The following is an 18,058-nucleotide window of genomic DNA, read 5'->3' as shown; positions in this document are numbered from 1 at the left end:
CTTTCGAGGACGTGAGGATCGTCTGGAGGACTTATCCTATTCCGGCAGCGGAATGAACTCGTGCTCTTGCGGCACGGGCGCGAAACGGCCGGTTTTCCAGTCCTGCTTGGCCTCCTCGATCCGTTCCCGGCTCGAGGAGACGAAGTTCCACCAGATGTGCCGCGGGCCCTCCAGAGCATCTCCCCCTAAGAACATCATCCGGGCCGGCGTGATGGCGCGCACGGTGATGGCGTCGCCCGGGCGGAAGATCAGCAGCCGCGGCCCTTCATACCGCTCGCGCGCGATCTCGACCTCGCCGTCGACAAGATAGATGGCGCGCTCCTCGTGGTCGGGATCGAGCGGCACGCTGGTGCCGGCGTCCGCCGTCACCTCGACATAGAACCAGGGCGAGACCATCGACACCGGCGAGCTCGCCCCGAAGGCGCGGCCGGCGATGATGCGCGCGGCGAAACCAGTGTCCTGTACGGTGGGCAGATCGCTCGCGGCATAATGCTGGAAGCTCGGCGCGATCTCCTCGGCCTCGACCGGCAGCGCAATCCAGCTCTGCAGGCCCAGCATTTTCTGTCCGTTCTGCCGCTGCAGGTCCGGCGTGCGCTCGGAATGGGCGATGCCGCGCCCGGCGGTCATCAGGTTCATCGCGCCGGGCTGGATCTCCTGCACATTGCCCTCGCTGTCGCGATGCATGATGGCGCCGTCGAACAGATAGGTGACGGTGGCAAGTCCGATATGCGGGTGCGGCCGTACGTCCATGCCCTTGCCGGACATGAACTGCACCGGGCCGAAATGATCGAAGAAGATGAACGGCCCGACCATCTGCCGCCGGCCATGCGGGAGCGCGCGACGCACCGCAAAGCCATCGCCGAGATCGCGCGTGCGTGGCACGATGACAAGCTCCAGCGCATCGCAGGTGACGGGATCGCCCAGCTCGGGATCGTTTGACGGCATCCAGCTCATGAGCACCTCCTGAGAAACCACCTGGGCTTCTTGCACACTACCAGCAAATGCGGCTTGTGGCCCCGGCTTCCGCGTGCGGCGAGGTTCACGGTCCGCCGGTGCGAAATGGAGCTCCTATTGCCGCCCCAACTCCGTCGCCTGCGACACGCGATCGAACCGCTCCAGCGACAGGATCGCCTCGGCAAATTGTTGCGCTCCACCGTCGAGCACCGGGCGCGTGAGGGTCAAGAACTTCTCACTCATGGCCTGCGAGGTCGGGAACGAACTCGGCTCGCCGGAGGGATCGTCATGCAGCCGCTCGTGCACGCCGTGCTCGGTCGTGATCGCCACACGCGCGCCGAACGGATGGCTGCGGCCGATCTCCAGCCGGTCGTCCTGAACGACATCGAACTTGTCGGCCAGCGCGTCGATCGCGGGATCGCCGAGACGGTTGTAATCATCCCAGCCGAAGCGGCCTTGATCCAGTGCGAGCGCGCCGGTGAAGAACATCGAGAACTGGCCGCCGACGATGGAGGTCGGATGCCGCTTGGTCGCGGCGTCGCCGGTGAGCGTGATGCCGTTCCGATGCAGGCCGATCTCGACCCGCTTGACCTGGTCGGGCGTCAGATTGTGCTCGCGCCGCAGCGCGATCAGCGCATCGATCGCGGCATGGGTGTAGCGGCAGCTCGGATAGGGCTTCACGCCGATCTTCATCGTTTCAAAGGTCGTGCCCAGCCCGGCGACGGCTTTCTCGGGATGCGGCGTATCGCTGTAGCCGACAAGCAGGCCGTGCTTGCCTTCGACTGATTCGATCGCGCCGACGAAATCGTTCTTGGCGAGTGTGGCCGCAATCACGCCGTTCATCGCGGCGGCGCCGACCTGGTAGCGCTTGTTCCAGGCGCCGTTGACCAGGAACTGCAGCGAGCCCGCAGCTTGGCTGCCGGAGACGCCGAATGCCGAGATGATCTGCTGCTCCGACAGGCCGAACAATTTCGCGGCGGCCGCGGCGGCGCCATAGGTGCCGGCGGTCGCGGTGGGATGGAAGCCGCGCGCGTAATGCGAGGTCGGATCGAGCGCGTTACCGAGCCGGCAGCAGACTTCGTATCCCGCTACGATCGCGGTCAGCACCTGGCGACCGGAGGCGCCGACCATTTCGCCGACGGCAAAGGCGGCCGGCACCACCGGAGCGCTCGGATGCAACGAGGAATCGGCGTGGGTGTCGTCGAAATCGAGCGAATGGCCCATGGCACCGTTCAGGAGCGCGGCGATCGCTGGTGTCCAGGTCCTGGAATCGCCGAACACGGTGGCTTCGCCCGCGGCATCCAGCTTCAAGCCGGCGAGCATTTTAAGCATCGACGGTGTCGATTCCGCCTCGCGTCGCGCCCGGATCGCGCTGCCGAGGAAATCGAGCGCCAGGACCTTGGCGCGCTCCAGGACTTCCGGCGGGATGTCGTCATAATTCAGCGCGGCGACATAGCCGGCGAGTGTTGCGGTTTCCTGGGCCATCGTGTTTCCTCGGTTTGCCGGTAGGGTAGGCGTGGCGATTCACCAGTTCAAGCGGCTTCGGCGTGGCGAGAAGCTGCCATGCCGAATCTGTGTTTGCGCCGATCTGTTGTTTCAAGCGGAAAGCACGATGCTTCTCTCCAGTTTGTTCGGCCGTTTGCGTGCCAGGAAGGCGCAGCTGGCGCTCGCCGTCAGGAGCACGGTCGCGGCCGCGGCGGCATTCGCGGCTGCCAGCGCCCTGCATCTGATGCTGCCGCTCTGGGCGGTGCTGACCTCGCTGATCGTCACGCAGGGCAGTGTCGGCCGATCTTTGAAGGCGACGCGTGACTACATGTTCGGCACGATCGGCGGTGCGATCTATGGCGGCGCCATCACGGTGCTGATCCCGCATTCCGGCGAGCTGCAATTGCTGGGCATGCTGGTTCTGGCGGTGACGCCGCTGGCCTTGATCGCTGCACTCAATCCAAGCCTGAGTGCGGCCACTGTCACCGCCGTGATCGTGCTGCTGGTGCCGACCATGGGCCATCTCGATCCGGTGGGCTCCGCGATCGATCGCGTCTGCGAGGTCGCGGTGGGCGCATTCACCGGACTTGCCGTGTCGTTCCTGGTGCTGCCGTCGCGCGCGCATGTGCAGATCCGCAGCGCGGCGGGACGGCTGTTGGAGCTGATCGCAGCGGCATTCACCGAGCTGCTGGCGGGCCTGTCGCGCGGTCGCGACAATGACGCGCTGCACCGGATCCAGGATGGCATCGGCGCCGCGCTGGTTGATCTGAACGCCACCGGCGCGGAGGCCGAGCGCGAGCGTTCGGCGCGGTTGTCGTCGGGGGCGGACACAGGGCCGATGCTGCGCACCATCCTGCGGCTGCGCCATGACGTGGTGATGATCGGCCGCGCCAGCGTGGTGCCGCTGCCGTCGGAGCTGCAGGCGCGGCTCGCCGGTCCGGTGGGCAGACTCAGCGAGGCCATCGCCTCCTACCTTCGCGGCTGCGCAGCGAGCTTGCGCGCCCGCACCCAGCCGCCGCCGATCTGGCCCGTTCATGTCGCCGTCAAGGCCTATGCCGAGCAGGTTGCGATCGTGCGCAGCGAGGGGCTGACACACGGCATGCCGGCCGATGCCGCCGAACGGTTCTTCGCGCTCGGCTTCTCGCTGGAACAGATGCGGCAGAATCTCGTCGATCTCGAACGCGTGGTGGCGGAGTGGTCCGATGCGCCGTCGCGCGCGAAGAAGGAACCATCGCGCCCCGAAGAATCCACCGATACGGCCGGCGCATGATGCCTATCTGCTCAGCTTCACGAAGCGCAGGATGAGAAGGCTGGCATAGAGGGCTGTCCCGGCCGAGAGCCCGATCCAGATTCCAGTCGCACCGAGCGAAGTGTGAAGGCCGAGCGCGTAGGAGGCCGGGAAGCCGATCACCCAGTAGCCGAGGATCGCGAACAGCAGCGGCACACGGGTGTCCTTGATGCCGCGCAGCGCGCCAATGGCAATGCTTTGCAGCGCATCGGTGACGAAGAAGGTGGCGCCGACGGCGAGCAGGCCGGCGGCGAGGGCCGCCGTCGCATCAACGTCCGTTGCGCCATCGCCGAGGAACAGATGTACGATCGGAAATCGTGCGGCGATGACGGCTAAGGTCAGGATCACGGCCAGCGTAACGCCGAGCAGCATCGCCATCCATCCCGCGCGCCTGATGCCGCCGGCATCGCCGCGCCCTGCGGCGTGGCCGACCCGCACCGTGGCCGCCATGCTGATGCCGAACGGGATCATGAACAGGACCGCCGTGACCTGCAGGGCGATCTGATGCGCCGCGAGTGCGGTGGTGCTGATCAGCCCCATCAGCAGCGCGGCGGCCGAGAACATGCCGTATTCGAGCAGAAAGGCGAGCGAGATCGGTGCCCCGATCACGACCAGCTGCCACATCAGCCGCCAGTCGATGCGCCAGAGCCGTGCGAGGACGTGATAGCCGCGGAATGGTGGACGGCGGATTGCGAACCACAGCCCGGCGACGAAGGTCGTGAGATTGACGAGCGAGGTGGCGAGGCCGGCGCCGGTCAGCCCGAGCTGCGGCAGGCCCCAATGGCCGAACAGCAGCGGATAGACCAGCAGCGCGTTGATGGGGATCGCCGCGAGCGTGATCCACAACACCGGCTCGGGCCGATTGACCGCACCCATGAAGCTGCGCAGCGCCAGGAACCACAGCGCCGGCGCCACGCCCCAGGCCAGTCCGAGTAGATATTGCTGGGCCAGATGCGCAACGCCTCGCGCCTGACCCAGCGCAACCAGGATCGCTTCCCCGTTGAACGAGATCGCCATGATCGGCAGCGCGATGAACAGGCCGACCCACAATCCGACACGGAGCGAGCGGCGCACGAGCGCGGGATCGGAAGCACCGAAGGCTTGCGCGGCGAGCGGCGCCACGGCCGACATCAGGCCCATGCCGACGGTGAAGCTGACGAAATAGACGGTTCCGGACAATGCGGCAGCCGCGACCGCCTCACCGCCGAGCCGGCCGATGAAGGCGAGATCGGTCGACATCATCGCGATCTGCGACAGCTGCGTCAGCGCCATCGGTGCGGCGAGGCGCACGGTGTCCCAAAGTTCGTGCGCGAACGGGGTGGTCAGCGCCGCGGCTGGCGGCGCGTGGTTGGTTCCGGCTGAGGAGGTCATGATCGTCATCATAGCAGCCTCTGCCGTGCCGTGCACATCGCGAGAGCAAGTTGCGTCCATGGCGGCGACGTGGGAGCGACGATCTGTACGGCGAGCTCGTCGATGTCTCCGTTCGTGATGGCAAGCATCGGGGTCTGCTCTCGTGCCTTGTTGATCACATCGGGGCGTCAGTTCGCGTTCTCGCGGCACGACATGCCCGAGTGATGCTCGCCAAGCGTCTCCCTCGAAACGAGGAGGGGCGGGGAAGGCCGGGTGTTTGGCCACACCCATGGCCCGCCTGCAGAAGAAAAAGCAGGCGGCAGTCACCACAGGTCTGGCCGCACATCCGGCCTTCCCCGCGCGATAGTTGGAACGGCTTATACGTACTCTCCCCGGTGCGCCGGGCTTGTTGGCCACCGTCACCTGCGGATCGCGCCGCAGACTTGACCTCAGCGTCGGGAGGTCAGGACCATACGACTTCGCCGTACGCCGCCGCTCATTCGTCCACGCGCCAGCCTCGGCTCAACCGAGTGCGCGCTGTGAAGCGACCGCGTCCACCGCATCCCGCTCTCAACGTTCGTGACGATCGCGAAGCGTCCCTCTCATGAGGGCGGGACAGATGCAGTATTTCTGATTTTCGGAATTTATGCAAGTCGAAGATTCAGACGCATCGGTCTCTTCTAATGCATGACGTTCATCCGATTGCGGAATTAAATGTCTCCGCGCAAGGCGTGGGGCGGCCGCCGATGAGATCCGGCGGCCGCTGCAGGGGAGCGTATGCCCACCGTTGAAGGTTGTGCGTGCATCTGCGACCATGCGGTGCCGATAACGCAGGGAGAGGCATTCGTGATCAATGGAGTATCGGAGAAGCCGCAGTCCGCGATCCGTCCCGTCAGCGTCATCTGGTACGAACGGCTTGCAATCGTGGCCGTCGTCGCGACCGCGGCATCCGCCGTCGCCGATCGGGCGACCCTTGTCAAATACACCAATCAACATCCAGTCGCGTACCCGATCCTGGTCTTAGCTTTATTTGCAGCGCAGGGACTATGGATCTGGCTGGTCGCGCGTCGGCGAACAAACTGGGCGCGCTGGATCAGCATGATTTCGGTGATCGGCGGCATTCCAAGTGTCATCTTGAGTTTCGAAGCACGGTTTCGTTTCAACCCTGCCATGGCAATCATTTCCTGTATCGCATTCGTCGTATCAGCCCTCGCCGTTTCGATGCTTTTCCGTCGGGATGCGCGAGACTGGTTTGCCGGATCGCGTCAGTCGCCATGAGGCGGCGTCTCATGGCCTCGGCTGAATGGGGGGCGCCTTACCTCCCGTTTGATCCGGAAGGCGTCGTGACGGCCTGGTCGAACGCGTCAATGGATGTGAAAAAAAACGGCGCGGTGGACATGGAGGAGGCGGCCGAGACGGGCGCGTGATCAGGCGGGCCGTGCGATCTGCCCGAGCATCGCCTTCACGACCAGCCGGTGAAACGGTGTGATCACGGCGAGATAGCAACGGCCGAGAAGGTTGTGCGTCCTGACCAGCGTCGTGGCCGTGACCTGGCGGCCCCCGCTTGCGGCGGTGACGTCGATCACGACGCGGAAGTCGAGATGGCTGTCGTCGAAACCAGCGACCAGTTGCTCCGGTGTTTCGCTGATCACGGGGAACATGCCGATCAAGCCGAGCCTGCCGCTATCGCCGGCGCCGGAGGTCTTCAGCCCGAATGGTGCGACCAGCAGGTTGCGCAAGGCGAGCAGCGCCTCGACCCAACGCGGCGAGCGGCCGAACATCCGCGTCGCTGCTGTACGGGCATCGATCGTATTGCTGGCGACCGTCATGCAAAAGGCGTCGGCGAACTCGGCGCCGTCGAGCCATCGCGCACGGTCGACGGTGGGACTGGTCTCGTTGATCGTCATATGCGGCGAGCCTCTCATCTGGAGTCCGGTCTGCGCTGACAGGCGAGGTCACGCGCAGGGTAGGTCGATCTGCCCGAGAATCCAGCCTTCGCGAGGAAATGACAATGGTGCCGTTACAGGGGCTTCAGCCCGACGGCCATCAACGACCTCGATCATGCCGCAGAGACCGGCCAGCGCATCGAATGGATCTTCGCCGTCTTTGCGCGGGCCAAAGCCGTCGTGCAGCTTCTCCTCGACATCGGACGAGAATTGGATGCCATGGCGGGCCGCCCAGGCGAACATCGCGGCGCAGCCCTCCCTGCGTCCGGTCTGGGTGCGCTTCCCGATTGTCCGCCGCATGCCGATATGCTGATAGGCCTCCGCCGGATAGGTCTCCGCGATCGTCAGGGCGGGTCCTTGCAGCGCTGCCAGCATCCCGTCGAACGGCCACAGCGCGGCGCCACGTTCCAGCGCCGGAATCAGGATATCTTGCCAGCCGGCCAAGGCCGCCTTCCCAACCTGCTTGGCGCCGACCGTCCAGAAGATCGATTCCGCGCGGGAGCGGCAAGACGTAGGCCGGTCACAGTCGCGCAGCAGCTGATCGAAGGTGGAGCATTCGAGCGCGCGCAACAGGTCGGCGCGCCGGCCGCCGGCGGGATGCTTGCGATAGAACGGCTGTAGCGGCGAGATGCGGAACAGGGTGTCGGCGGGTTGGAGAAAATGCTGGGCCTGCGGCGAGCAGACGAATTCGCGAAAGCCGGCTCCAATCCGCCCCAGCCAAGCCAGTGGCAGGCCGATCGGAAAATCAAAGCCGGCGAGCGTCGGTTTTGCATGGCCGAACAACTCGTCGAGCAAGGCGTCCGACGACGGCGTTTGTGCGACCCGCTCGACCAGCCAGCCACCTTGCCTGCGAAGCGCGCAGGCGCTCCAGCGCTTGGGAGCATTGCTGCTCCAGTCCGAATGGACCAAGCGCTCAAACGTGAGATGGCCGCTGGATCGCATCATTGCGCTCGAGAAAAAGCTGCTACCGCCCCCGCTCCGGAACGCGGGTGATCTTGGCGCCGAGCGCGTTCAGCCGCTCGTCGATCCGCTCATAGCCGCGCTCGATCTGGTCGGCATTGTTGATCGTCGAGGTGCCCTCGGCGCACACAGCTGCCAGCAGCATCGCCATCCCGGCGCGGATGTCTGGGGAGATCATCGAGGCGCCGCGCAGCTTGCTGGGGCCGGCGACGACCGCGCGATGCGGATCGCACAGCACGATGCGCGCGCCCATCGAGATCAGCTTGTCGACGAAGAACATCCGCGACTCGAACATCTTCTCGAACATCACGATGACGCCATCGCATTGGGTCGCCGTGACGATCGCAATCGACATCAGGTCGGCCGGGAAGGCCGGCCAGGGCTGGTCCTCGAGCTTCGGCACGTGGCCGCCGAAATCGTCTTTGATCTTCAAGGTCTGGTCGGACGGCACGATGAGATCGTCGCCGGCGATCTCGCAGACGATGCCGAGCCGCTCGAAGCCCATGCGGATCGAGCGCAGGTGATCGACGCCGGCACGCACGATACGTAGCGGGGAGCGCGTGACCGCCGCAAGCCCGATCAACGAGCCGACCTCGATATGGTCGGGCTGGATCGCGTAGGCTGCCTGGCCGAGGGGCGCTGCTCCATGGATCACCATGGTGTTGGTGCCGATGCCCTCGATATTGGCGCCGAGTGCGACCAGGAAATGCGCGAGATCCTGCACATGCGGCTCGGACGCCGCGTTGCGCAGATAGGTGGTGCCTTGCGCGGCCACCGCGGCCACCAGCGCGTTCTCGGTCGCGGTGACGCTCGGCTCGTCGAGGAACACGTCGGCGCCCTTCAGTTGCGAGACCCGGAGCTCGATCTTGTCGGTCGCGGTCACGGTGGCGCCGAGCTGTTCGAAGGCGAGAAAGTGGGTGTCGAGGCGGCGCCGGCCAATCACGTCGCCGCCCGGCGGCGGCAGCGCCACTTCGCCGCAGCGCGCGAGCAGGGGGCCGGCGAGCAGGATCGAGGCGCGAATGCGCGCGCACAGATCGGGGTCGAGATCCGCGGCGCGGATCTCCTTGGCGTGGATCGCCAGCCGGTTGCGGCCGCGCCATTCGGCCGAAGCGCCGACCGAACGGATCAGTTCCACCAGCGTCTCGGTGTCCCGGATGCGCGGCACATTGTCGAGCGTGACCGGATGCTCGGTGAGCAAAGCAGCGGCGATGATCGGCAGCGCCGCATTCTTGTTGCCGGAGGGTTCGATGGCGCCCTTGAGGCGATGGCCGCCCTCGACGATGTATTTGATGGGCGTCCCGCCGGCTTCAGGCTTCCGAAGGTCGTGATCCATGAGGTTCCTATCCGAGTCTGGCTTCGGAAACGCCGGCGGTGCCGGCCACGCGCGGCGGCGTCATGGCGGACATCTAGGGCAATTGCGGGGAGGTCAGCAATCCCATGGCGACCCGGCAGGCATGCCGATTACACGACGCGTGCGACGCCAGGAACGCGCAACAGCAGACCCGCGGCAAGATAGCACAGCGTGCAGGCCACCGATCCCGTGATCACGAACTTCAGCAGCCCCGGCGCGGCGATGTCGCGCCAAGCCAGCGCCGTGCCGACCAGGATCGGCGGGTGGATGATGTAGATCAGGTAGGCGCGGCGGGCGAGCCGCGTCCAGCCGTCGGTCAGCCGGGCGAAGCGCCGCTGAAAGGCGGTCAGTAATCCGAGGAGGAAGCCCCAGGCGACGAACGGCTCCCAGAAGGCGTAGACCAGCGCCTGGACGTTCAGCCCGCCTTCCGCGTGCCGGGCAGCACGTGAAACTTCAGGTCGATGAATCCGACCAGCGGAAAGACCGGAACGGCGATCAAGGCGACACGGAGCCAAGTTTTCTTCTGAGCCTCTGGAATGTGTTCGAGCCAGCGGCCGTCGGCGGCGGCGCAGCCCGCCGCGAACAGGGCGATGTAGGAGGCGAAATAGCCAAGCTGCAGGAAGGCCACGTTTACGCCGACCGGCCAGACCAGGCGCAGCAAGAACGCAGCGAAGCCGGTCAGCAGCGCGGTCACGAGCAGAACGGCATCGGACGGAAATGCTCGCTTTGTCGTCGCGCGTGGTAACGGCTGTACCCACTGCCACAGCAGCCAGGTCGCCGCGAAGATCAGCAGCGCTTCCGCAAACCACAACGGGCCGGGTTCGAATCGGCCGTGCGTCCAGAGATATTCGAACACGCGAGAGAAGGAGCGTCCGTTCGCCGTCTGCGCCAGCGCGACGGTTAGGGGATGCAGGACGACAAAATAGACCGCGAGGGGAATGCCGAGCCGGACCAGGCGTTCGCGGACGAAACCGGCGAGCCCGTCGCGCCGATAGGAGGGCGGCGTGTAGTAGCCCGCCAGCAGAAAGAACAGACCCATGAACCAGGCCTGGTTCACCGTGCAGAACAGGACGAGCAACGCCCCGCCCAGTGTCTCCGATGGAGCGATTTCCTTGTAGTACCAGCCGCCGATGGCGCCATAGGTGATCGCGGTGTGATGGGACACGACCAGCAGCGTGACCGCTGCGCGAAGCGCGTCAATCCCGCCGTTGCGGCCCGCCGCGCCGGCCTTGACTGCGGTCACGGTGCCCTTCTCGACGGCGACATGCGCCGCGCGAGGGAGTGCCTCATCCGCGACTGACATTTCGCTCGACACGCTGCTTACGATCGGCTGCGCCTCCGCCCGAAGCTGCACAGGGGCTTGCGAGGCACGCGCGATGTGGAATCAGGTCCGCATCGCGCGATGCTCGTCCGATCCAACTATAGCGGATGCAACCGTTGAGCGACAGGCCCAATCACGATGGATCGCGCGAGGGTCTCGCGAGACTCGTGCCGATGGCGGCCGGGTCGCACTCAGCTACACGTCGACATTGGCGGAAAGCGAGTTGTCCTGGATGAATTCGCGGCGCGGCTCGACCACGTCGCCCATCAGCTTGGTGAAGATGTCGTCGGCCTCGTCGACCTCCTTGATCTTCACCTGCAGCAGCGAGCGCGCTTCGGTGTCGAGCGTGGTCTCCCAGAGCTGTTCCGGGTTCATCTCGCCGAGACCTTTGTAGCGCTGCAGGGTGACGCCCTTGCGGCCGGCATCGGTCACCGCCTCGAACAGGTCGGTCGGGCCGTGGATCACCGTCTCGGTGTCGCCGCGGCGGAGCAGGCCGGGCTTCGCATAGGCCTCTTGCAGGCGCGGCGCGTAGTCGTCGAGCTTGCGGGCGTCCGCCGAGGCAAGCAGCGCATCATCGATCGCGGCGACATCCTTGACGCCGCGCACGGTGCGCTCGAAGGTGAAGCCCTGGCCCTCGACAAACTGACCGACCCAGCCACGCTCGACCTCGTCCGCCAGCACGTCGAGCCGCTTGGCGATGTATTCCGCCGCGGCGTCCGCGGTGGCGATGTCGCGGGTGATGTCCGGTCGCAGCACGCCGGCGATCGCTGCCTGTTCGACCACCTTGCGGTCGTAGCGGCTGTGCAGATTGCCTAGCACGTTGCGCATGATGCGGGCATCCTCGACCAGCGACAGCAAATCGCGGCCTTTGCGTTCCTCGCCATCGGCAGTCCTGAACACGCAGTCGTCGAGGCCCGCGGCAATCAGATAATCTTCCAGCGCGCGCTGGTCCTTCAGATACTGCTCGGACTTGCCACGGCTGACCTTATAGAGCGGCGGCTGGGCGATATAGAGATGGCCGCGATCGATGATCTCGCGCATCTGCCGATAGAAGAAGGTCAGCAGCAGGGTGCGGATGTGAGCGCCGTCGACGTCGGCGTCGGTCATCACGATGATCTTGTGATAGCGCAGCTTGTCGGCGGAGAAGTCGTCGCTGATGCCGGTGCCGAGCGCGGTGATCAGGGTGCCGATCTGCTCGCTGGAGAGCATCTTGTCCGGGCGCACGCGCTCGACATTCAGGATCTTGCCGCGCAGCGGCAGCACCGCCTGGAATTCGCGGTTGCGGCCCTGCTTGGCGCTGCCGCCTGCCGAGTCACCCTCGACGATGAAAAGCTCGGACTTGGCCGGATCCTTCTCCTGGCAGTCGGCGAGCTTGCCCGGCAGCGACGAGATGGCGAGCGGGCTCTTGCGCGTGAGCTCGCGCGCCTTGCGCGCGGCTTCACGCGCAGCCGCAGCCTGGATCACCTTGCCGACGATCACCTTGGCTTCGGCCGGGTGCTCCTCGAACCAGGCCGAGAGCGCTTCGTTGAGCACGTTCTCGACCACCGGCCGCACCTCGGACGAGACCAGCTTGTCCTTGGTCTGTGACGAGAATTTCGGGTCCGGCACCTTCACCGAAAGCACCGCAGTCAGGCCTTCGCGGCAGTCGTCGCCGGTCAGCGCGATTTTTTCCTTCTTCGCGTTGGCCTCGGCATAGCCGTTGACCTGGCGTGTCAGCGCGCCGCGGAAGCCGGCGAGATGGGTGCCGCCGTCACGCTGGGGGATGTTGTTGGTGAAGCACAGCACGTTCTCGTGGTAGCTGTCGTTCCACCACAGCGCAGCTTCGACCGTGATGCCATTGGCCTCCGAGCGCACCATGATCGGCGCGGGGACGATCGCCTTCTTGTTGCGGTCGAGATATTTGACGAACTCCTCGACGCCGCCGGAATAGTGCATCTCCTCGCGCTTCTCGACCGCATGGCGCATGTCGGACAGCACGATGTTGACGCCGGAATTGAGGAAGGCCAGCTCGCGCAGGCGATGCTCGAGCGTGGCGTAGTCGTATTCGACGATCTTGAACGTGTCGGTCGACGCGAGGAATGTCACTTCCGTGCCGCGCTTGCCCTTCGCCTCGCCGACCACCTTGAGCGGCGCCACCGCATCGCCATGGGCGAACTCGATCAAATGCTCCTTGTCCTCGCGCCAGATACGCAGCTGCAGCTTGCTCGACAGCGCGTTGACGACGGAGACGCCGACGCCGTGCAGACCGCCGGAGACTTTGTAGGAGTTCTGGTCGAACTTTCCGCCGGCATGCAGCTGGGTCATGATGACCTCGGCGGCGGATACGCCCTCGCCCTTATGGATGTCGACCGGGATGCCGCGGCCATCGTCGCGCACGGTGACGGAATTGTCGGGATTGAGAACCACTTCGACCGCGGTGGCATAGCCTGCGAGCGCTTCGTCGATCGCGTTGTCGACGACTTCGTAGACCATGTGATGCAGGCCGGAACCGTCATCGGTATCGCCGATATACATGCCCGGCCGCTTGCGCACGGCGTCCAGGCCCTTCAGCACCCGGATCGATTCCGCGCCATACGTGCTCGCAATGGCAGGCTCGTTTTCGGCGATCGTTTGCCGGGCGGGTTCAGTCATGTGAGGCCTTTGAGATATCCCGAAGGCGCGGTGCCGCGCAGGGATGGGATGAATGCTATTTGTGCCACGAAAGGCGATGCGCGCCTAGCGCAAAGTGGACGCCTGTAAGATATTGAAGAGATAGCATTTTTTAACGGTTTTTCAAGGTGCGCAGCGCGCCGTTTTGGGCGATGCAAAAGCCCGATTCGGCCGGCCATTTCAGCCCCGCAAAACGACGGAATTTCGTGCCTCGAAAGGCGCAGGAAGGTGCCGGAATCCGAGACGGTCAGGCGGTGCGGCGGCTGATGCGGCCGGCCTCGACATCGAAAACCTCCCCGGACGGTCCGAGCTCGGCAAAGGCCGCGGGATCGGCGCCGGTCAACCACACCTGCGCGCCCAATTTTCCAAGCTCGCCGAACAGCGCCGCGCGGCGGTCGGGATCGAGATGGGCGACGATCTCGTCCAGCAACAGCAGCGGCACGATCCCGGTGGTCTCCGCGACCAGGGTCGCATGCGCGAGGACGAGGCCGATCAGCAGCGCTTTCTGTTCGCCGGTCGAGGCATCGCGCGCCGGCATGGTCTTCGGCGCGTAGACGACGTGGAGGTCGGTCAGATGCGGGCCGTCGAGCGTGCGCCCCGCGGCGGCGTCGCGCACGCGATTGTCGCGCAGCATCGCGCGGTAGCGGTCCTCGACCGCGAGCGCAGGCTCGGCGAGCAGCGCATTCTCCATCCAGCCGTCGAGCGCGATCTCCGCGGATGGAAAGGCGGAGGCGGCGCCGCGGGCGCGCAGCATGGCGGCGAGCTTGACCGCGGTCTGGCCGCGGCTCGCCGCCACCGCAACCGCAAGCTCAGCGGTCTCACGCTCGATGGCGTCACACCAATGGTCGTCGAAATTGCGCACTTCCAGCAGCCGGTTGCGCGAGCGCAAGGCCCGCTCCAGCGCCGAGACCCGGCTGGAATGCTCGCTGTCGATCGCCAGCACCAGGCGGTCGAAGAAGCGCCGCCGCTCCGAGGCTGCGCCCATGAACAGCCCGTCCATCGCCGGCGTCAGCCACACCATGCGGATGTGGTCGCCGAAGGCGCTCGCCGAGGCCACCGGCTCGCGATCGATCCGGCAGCGCCGGCTCGTGGCGGCATCACTCCTCGGAGGCTCGATGCCGGTGCCGAAAGTGGCGAGGCCAAGCGCGCCTTCCACCTCGGCCGAGACGGCCCAGGAACCGTCGCCCTGGTTATCGGCGACATCCTCCAGCGTGGCGCGGCGCAGGCCGCGGCCGGGTGCAAAAAAGGAGATCGCCTCCAGGCAATTGGTCTTGCCGGCGCCGTTGGGGCCGACCAGCGCGATCAGATCGCCGCGCGCCTCGACGCTCGCGGAGCGATAGCTGCGAAAATGCGTCAGCGCCAGGCGGTTGATGCGGGACGGGGTCATTGAGAACGGACGGCAGTGACGGGAGCTGTGTCATTGCCGGGCCTGACCCGGCAATCCATCGTCCGCGCTAGCGGACGATTTCATCATATAGGTCACGCCAGTCGGGATTGCTCGCCACAATCAGATCAATCTTCCATTCGCGTGACCAGCGCTTGATGTTCTTCTCGCGCGGGAGCGCTGCGGTAATCGTGTCGTGCGGCTCATAATAGACCAGCCGTTTCACGCCGTAACGCTTGGTGAAGCTCTCAGCCAAGCCCTCGCGACGCTCGTAGACGCGCCGGACGAGGTCGTTAGTCACGCCGACGTACAGCGTTCCACCGGGCTTGCTGGCAAGAATGTACACCCAGTAGGTCATTTGTTTGGATGGATGGCCGGGTCAAGCCCGGCCATGACGAATAAAGCAAGCTGTGCGCTCGGTGAAGGCTGCCGCTATGCCCACAGCCTCACACCCGCATCGGCATCAACACGTAGAGCGCGTTTCTGTGGTCGCGGTCCTGGATCAGGGTCGGCGAGCCGGGGTCGGCGAGGCGGAGCACGGCGACCTCGCCCTCGATCTGGGCGGCGATGTCGAGCAGATAACGCGAGTTGAAGCCGATATCGAGCGGGTCGGAGGCGTATTCGACCTCGAGCTCTTCGGTCGCGCTGCCCGAGTCCGGATTGGTCACGGAGAGCACCAGCTTGCCAGCCGACAGCGCCAGCTTCACGGCGCGGCCGCGTTCGCTGGAGATCGTGGAGACGCGGTCGACGGCGGCGGCGAAATCGACCTTGTCGACGATCAGTTCCTTGTCGTTGTTCTGCGGAATGACGCGGCCGTAATCGGGGAAGGTGCCGTCGATCAGCTTCGAGGTCAGGACCACCTGGCCGATGCTAAAGCGGATCTTGCCCTGCGACAGTTCGATCCGGATCTCGGCCTCGTTGTCCTCGATCAGCCGCTGGACTTCGCTGACCGTCTTGCGCGGTACGATCACCCCGGGCATGTCGGCCGCGCCCATCGGCTGCGGCAGATCGACCTGGGCCAGCCGATGGCCGTCGGTCGCCACGGCCCGCAAGGTGGGCTGCTTGGCGTTGCCGGCCGCATGCAGGTAGATGCCGTTCAGATAATACCGCGTTTCCTCGGTCGAGATCGCAAACTGGGTGCGATCGATCAGGCCCTTGACGTCCTTGGCCGCGAGCGTGAAGGCGTGCGTCATCTCGCCGGCAGCAAGGTCGGGGAAGTCGCTCTCCGGCAGGGTCTGCAGGGTAAAGCGGGAGCGGCCGGCGCGGATCGCCAGCACTGCACGTTCACCGTCGCTTTCGAGCACGATTTGCGAGCCGTCCGGCAGTTTGCGCACGATGTCGTAGAACATGTGCGCCGGCACGGTGGTCGCGCCGGCGGTCGCGGTTTCCGCGGCCAGCGTCTCGGTGACCTCGAGGTCGAGGTCGGTGGCCTTCAGCGACAGCTGCGACTGTTCGGCGCGGACCAGCACATTGCCCAGAATCGGAATGGTGTTGCGCCGTTCGACCACACGATGGACGTGTCCCAGCGACTTCAGGAGTTGCGCGCGTTCAACCGTGACCTTCATAGCAATACCCGCCCGCTCCGATTGAGCATGTCCTGGAAATGCCGGCGGGCTTTTGAGCTGCGCCGCGGCCGATGACACCCCGCTTCCGATCGGAACCTCGGTTCAGTCGGGGCGCAGGGGGAGCGTAAAGTGGCGCGGATGGGACGGAAGCGCAAGAGATGGGATGGTCATTTCCCACCTTTCGGCGGCCGTTTCAGGCCGCCGGCGCAGTGTTTAAGACAGGATGGTGAAGGGCGCCAAGAAGGCTGCCGGGGGCCGCCGGGCGCAGGACGTTCTGTCCGCGCCTCTCGCGGCAGAGACTTACTCCTGCAACTGCCGCTTCAGCGACTCGACTTCTTCCGAGAGCGCGCTGTCCTTGCCGACCAGCCCCTCGATCTTGCGCACGGCATGCAGCACCGTGGTGTGGTCGCGTCCGCCGAAACGGCGGCCGATCTCCGGCAGCGACCGCAGCGTCAAGGTCTTGGCCAGGTACATCGCCACCTGGCGCGGCCGCACCACATTGGCGGTGCGACGCGAGGACAAAAGGTCGGAGCGGCTGACGTTGTACTGCCGCGCCACGACGCGCTGGATGTCCTCGATCTTGATCCGCTTCGGCTCCGAGGGACGGATCAGGTCGCGCACCTCGCGCTCGGCCATATCCAAGGTCACAGGCTGATTGTTCAGCTTGGAGTGTGCGAGCAGGCGATTGATGGCGCCTTCGAGGTCGCGGCCGTTATGGGTGATGGAGCGGGCGAGATAATCCAGCACGGGCTCCGGCACGTCGAAGCTGGCGTGATGCACGCGGGCTGCGGCGACGCGCGATTTGAGAATGCCGAGCCGCAGGTCTTCGCCAAGCGTTCCCATCTCGACGACGAGGCCGCCGGCCAGCCGCGAGCGAACGCGATCGTCGAGGCTTTCGAGATCGGACGGCGGGCGGTCGGCTGCGATCACGACCTGACGGCCGGCATCGATCAGCGCATTCAGCGTATGGCAGAACTCGGCCTGGGTCGACTTGCCCTGCAGGAACTGCAGGTCGTCGATGACGAGCACGTCGATGCCGCGGAGCGCTTCCTTGAAGGCAAGAGCGGTCTGGCTCTTCAGCGCCGCGACGAAGCCGTACATGAACTTTTCGGCGGTAAGATACAGCACCTTGCGCTCGGGGTTCGCATTGCCGGCCCACGTCACCGCCTGAAGCAGGTGCGTCTTGCCGAGGCCGACACCGGCATGGATGTAAAGCGGGTTGAACATCACGGGGTCGCCGCGACGGCCTTCCGCCACTTGGCGGGCCGCCGCATGTGCCAGCGTGTTGGAGCGGCCGACGACGAAGCTTGCAAAGGTCAGGCGCGGATCGAGCGGCGAGCCGCCGAGGGCGTCATGATTGGCGGCGACCGGCGGCATCGCCGCTGCGCGCGGCTCGAACGTCGGGCGATTGTCGCTGCGTTCAGCCCGGCGTGCTTCGACCGCCACGGGCGCCTCCTTTGCCGGCATCGCGTTGCGCATCGCCGAGCGCACCGTCAGATCGATCCGGTGGACCTCCGGCATTTCGGCCTGCCAGCACGACAGCACGCGCTCGGCATAATGCGCCTGGATCCAGCTCTTCAAAAACCGGGTGGGCACCGACAGATGGACGCTCTCATCCTGAACGCTTTCCAAATCCATGCGTGCAAACCAGCTGGTGTAGACGTCTTCGCCGACAGTCGACCGCAGCCGACCTTTGACCCGAGACCAGCGTTCCTGTTCCGAATTTGTCATTGTCGCCGTAACTTCTTGAAGGTGAGTGATGAATGCCATGAGCCCTCGCGCAGATTTGCTGCCGAAGCGCGCGC

At 65.5% G+C, this 18,058-nt stretch carries 16 protein-coding genes; 3 read left to right on the top strand and 13 right to left on the bottom strand.

Going from position 1 to position 18,058, the window contains the following annotated elements:
• Positions 1-36: 36 nt before the first annotated feature.
• Complete coding sequence (locus QX034_RS11895) at positions 37-954, bottom strand: pirin family protein (protein WP_315761628.1); 918 nt, start codon at positions 952-954, stop codon at positions 37-39.
• A gap of 114 nt (positions 955-1,068) precedes the next feature.
• Positions 1,069-2,439, bottom strand: coding sequence for an MmgE/PrpD family protein (locus QX034_RS11890; protein WP_315702394.1), 1,371 nt, complete (start codon positions 2,437-2,439; stop codon positions 1,069-1,071).
• Between the two features lie 127 nt (positions 2,440-2,566).
• Between QX034_RS11890 and QX034_RS11885 the strand changes: the two genes are divergently transcribed.
• Positions 2,567-3,709: an FUSC family protein gene (locus QX034_RS11885; protein ID WP_315702395.1), complete on the top strand. Its 1,143-nt coding sequence runs from the start codon at positions 2,567-2,569 to the stop codon at positions 3,707-3,709.
• 3 nt (positions 3,710-3,712) lie between these two features.
• Here QX034_RS11885 and QX034_RS11880 read toward each other — a convergent pair whose 3' ends face one another.
• Positions 3,713-5,098 (bottom strand): MATE family efflux transporter, encoded by a 1,386-nt coding sequence (locus QX034_RS11880; RefSeq protein ID WP_315761630.1) that lies wholly within the window; start codon positions 5,096-5,098, stop codon positions 3,713-3,715.
• A 756-nt stretch (positions 5,099-5,854) separates the two neighbouring features.
• On the opposite strand from QX034_RS11880, the gene QX034_RS11875 reads away from it, so the two are divergent.
• Together QX034_RS11875 and QX034_RS11870 are read left to right on the top strand one after the other, a co-directional pair.
• The gene (locus tag QX034_RS11875; RefSeq protein ID WP_315761632.1) at positions 5,855-6,355 is read left to right on the top strand and encodes a hypothetical protein; all 501 of its coding nucleotides are present in this window, start codon (positions 5,855-5,857) and stop codon (positions 6,353-6,355) included.
• Between the two features lie 11 nt (positions 6,356-6,366).
• On the top strand, positions 6,367-6,504 hold the full coding sequence (locus tag QX034_RS11870; RefSeq protein ID WP_315761634.1) for a hypothetical protein: 138 nt from the start codon (positions 6,367-6,369) through the stop codon (positions 6,502-6,504).
• Here the strand turns inward: QX034_RS11870 and QX034_RS11865 are convergent, their stop codons facing one another.
• The 10 genes from QX034_RS11865 to dnaA all read right to left on the bottom strand — a co-directional run bounded on the left by QX034_RS11865 (position 6,505) and on the right by dnaA (position 17,984).
• Positions 6,505-6,984, bottom strand: coding sequence for a DUF2867 domain-containing protein (locus tag QX034_RS11865; protein ID WP_315702398.1), 480 nt, complete (start codon positions 6,982-6,984; stop codon positions 6,505-6,507).
• A gap of 48 nt (positions 6,985-7,032) precedes the next feature.
• Positions 7,033-7,965: a hypothetical protein gene (locus QX034_RS11860; RefSeq protein ID WP_316195407.1), complete on the bottom strand. Its 933-nt coding sequence runs from the start codon at positions 7,963-7,965 to the stop codon at positions 7,033-7,035.
• A gap of 22 nt (positions 7,966-7,987) precedes the next feature.
• Positions 7,988-9,316 carry a UDP-N-acetylglucosamine 1-carboxyvinyltransferase gene (murA, locus tag QX034_RS11855; protein ID WP_315761638.1) on the bottom strand — a complete coding sequence of 443 codons (1,329 nt, stop codon included), beginning with the start codon at positions 9,314-9,316 and terminating at the stop codon, positions 7,988-7,990.
• A gap of 128 nt (positions 9,317-9,444) precedes the next feature.
• Positions 9,445-9,849, bottom strand: a complete 405-nt coding sequence (locus QX034_RS11850) for a hypothetical protein (RefSeq protein ID WP_316195406.1) — start codon at positions 9,847-9,849, stop codon at positions 9,445-9,447.
• Complete coding sequence (locus QX034_RS11845) at positions 9,750-10,637, bottom strand: acyltransferase (RefSeq protein ID WP_316195404.1); 888 nt, start codon at positions 10,635-10,637, stop codon at positions 9,750-9,752. Before QX034_RS11845 ends, QX034_RS11850 begins: the two co-directional genes overlap by 100 nt.
• A gap of 213 nt (positions 10,638-10,850) precedes the next feature.
• Positions 10,851-13,286 carry a DNA topoisomerase (ATP-hydrolyzing) subunit B gene (gyrB, locus tag QX034_RS11840; protein WP_315702402.1) on the bottom strand — a complete coding sequence of 812 codons (2,436 nt, stop codon included), beginning with the start codon at positions 13,284-13,286 and terminating at the stop codon, positions 10,851-10,853.
• 265 nt (positions 13,287-13,551) lie between these two features.
• Positions 13,552-14,691, bottom strand: coding sequence for a DNA replication/repair protein RecF (recF, locus tag QX034_RS11835; protein ID WP_315728114.1), 1,140 nt, complete (start codon positions 14,689-14,691; stop codon positions 13,552-13,554).
• Between the two features lie 67 nt (positions 14,692-14,758).
• The gene (locus QX034_RS11830; protein ID WP_315728116.1) at positions 14,759-15,046 is read right to left on the bottom strand and encodes a GIY-YIG nuclease family protein; all 288 of its coding nucleotides are present in this window, start codon (positions 15,044-15,046) and stop codon (positions 14,759-14,761) included.
• Positions 15,047-15,134: 88 nt separating this feature from the next.
• On the bottom strand, positions 15,135-16,253 hold the full coding sequence (gene dnaN, locus QX034_RS11825) for a DNA polymerase III subunit beta (RefSeq protein WP_315702405.1): 1,119 nt from the start codon (positions 16,251-16,253) through the stop codon (positions 15,135-15,137).
• A gap of 300 nt (positions 16,254-16,553) precedes the next feature.
• Complete coding sequence (dnaA, locus tag QX034_RS11820; protein ID WP_315702406.1) at positions 16,554-17,984, bottom strand: chromosomal replication initiator protein DnaA; 1,431 nt, start codon at positions 17,982-17,984, stop codon at positions 16,554-16,556.
• Positions 17,985-18,058: the final 74 nt, after the last annotated feature.

Origin of the sequence: Bradyrhizobium sp. SZCCHNR3119 (genome assembly GCF_032487775.1) — a bacterium.
GTDB lineage: Bacteria > Pseudomonadota > Alphaproteobacteria > Rhizobiales > Xanthobacteraceae > Bradyrhizobium.
The sequence above is the reverse complement of the archived record's forward strand: the minus strand, read 5'-3'. Positions and strand labels throughout refer to the sequence as shown.

What these genes read in the sequence shown, in the direction of transcription:
- QX034_RS11895 (WP_315761628.1), bottom strand. Translation starts at nt 954, where the DNA reads ATGAGCTGGATGCCGTCAAACGATCCCGAGCTGGGCGATCCCGTCACC.
- QX034_RS11890 (WP_315702394.1), bottom strand. Translation starts at nt 2,439, where the DNA reads ATGGCCCAGGAAACCGCAACACTCGCCGGCTATGTCGCCGCGCTGAAT.
- QX034_RS11885 (WP_315702395.1), top strand. Translation starts at nt 2,567, where the DNA reads ATGCTTCTCTCCAGTTTGTTCGGCCGTTTGCGTGCCAGGAAGGCGCAG.
- QX034_RS11880 (WP_315761630.1), bottom strand. Translation starts at nt 5,098, where the DNA reads ATGACCTCCTCAGCCGGAACCAACCACGCGCCGCCAGCCGCGGCGCTG.
- QX034_RS11875 (WP_315761632.1), top strand. Translation starts at nt 5,855, where the DNA reads ATGCCCACCGTTGAAGGTTGTGCGTGCATCTGCGACCATGCGGTGCCG.
- QX034_RS11870 (WP_315761634.1), top strand. Translation starts at nt 6,367, where the DNA reads ATGGCCTCGGCTGAATGGGGGGCGCCTTACCTCCCGTTTGATCCGGAA.
- QX034_RS11865 (WP_315702398.1), bottom strand. Translation starts at nt 6,984, where the DNA reads ATGACGATCAACGAGACCAGTCCCACCGTCGACCGTGCGCGATGGCTC.
- QX034_RS11860 (WP_316195407.1), bottom strand. Translation starts at nt 7,965, where the DNA reads ATGCGATCCAGCGGCCATCTCACGTTTGAGCGCTTGGTCCATTCGGAC.
- murA (WP_315761638.1), bottom strand. Translation starts at nt 9,316, where the DNA reads ATGGATCACGACCTTCGGAAGCCTGAAGCCGGCGGGACGCCCATCAAA.
- QX034_RS11845 (WP_316195404.1), bottom strand. Translation starts at nt 10,637, where the DNA reads ATGTCAGTCGCGGATGAGGCACTCCCTCGCGCGGCGCATGTCGCCGTC.
- gyrB (WP_315702402.1), bottom strand. Translation starts at nt 13,286, where the DNA reads ATGACTGAACCCGCCCGGCAAACGATCGCCGAAAACGAGCCTGCCATT.
- recF (WP_315728114.1), bottom strand. Translation starts at nt 14,691, where the DNA reads ATGACCCCGTCCCGCATCAACCGCCTGGCGCTGACGCATTTTCGCAGC.
- QX034_RS11830 (WP_315728116.1), bottom strand. Translation starts at nt 15,046, where the DNA reads ATGACCTACTGGGTGTACATTCTTGCCAGCAAGCCCGGTGGAACGCTG.
- dnaN (WP_315702405.1), bottom strand. Translation starts at nt 16,253, where the DNA reads ATGAAGGTCACGGTTGAACGCGCGCAACTCCTGAAGTCGCTGGGACAC.
- dnaA (WP_315702406.1), bottom strand. Translation starts at nt 17,984, where the DNA reads ATGACAAATTCGGAACAGGAACGCTGGTCTCGGGTCAAAGGTCGGCTG.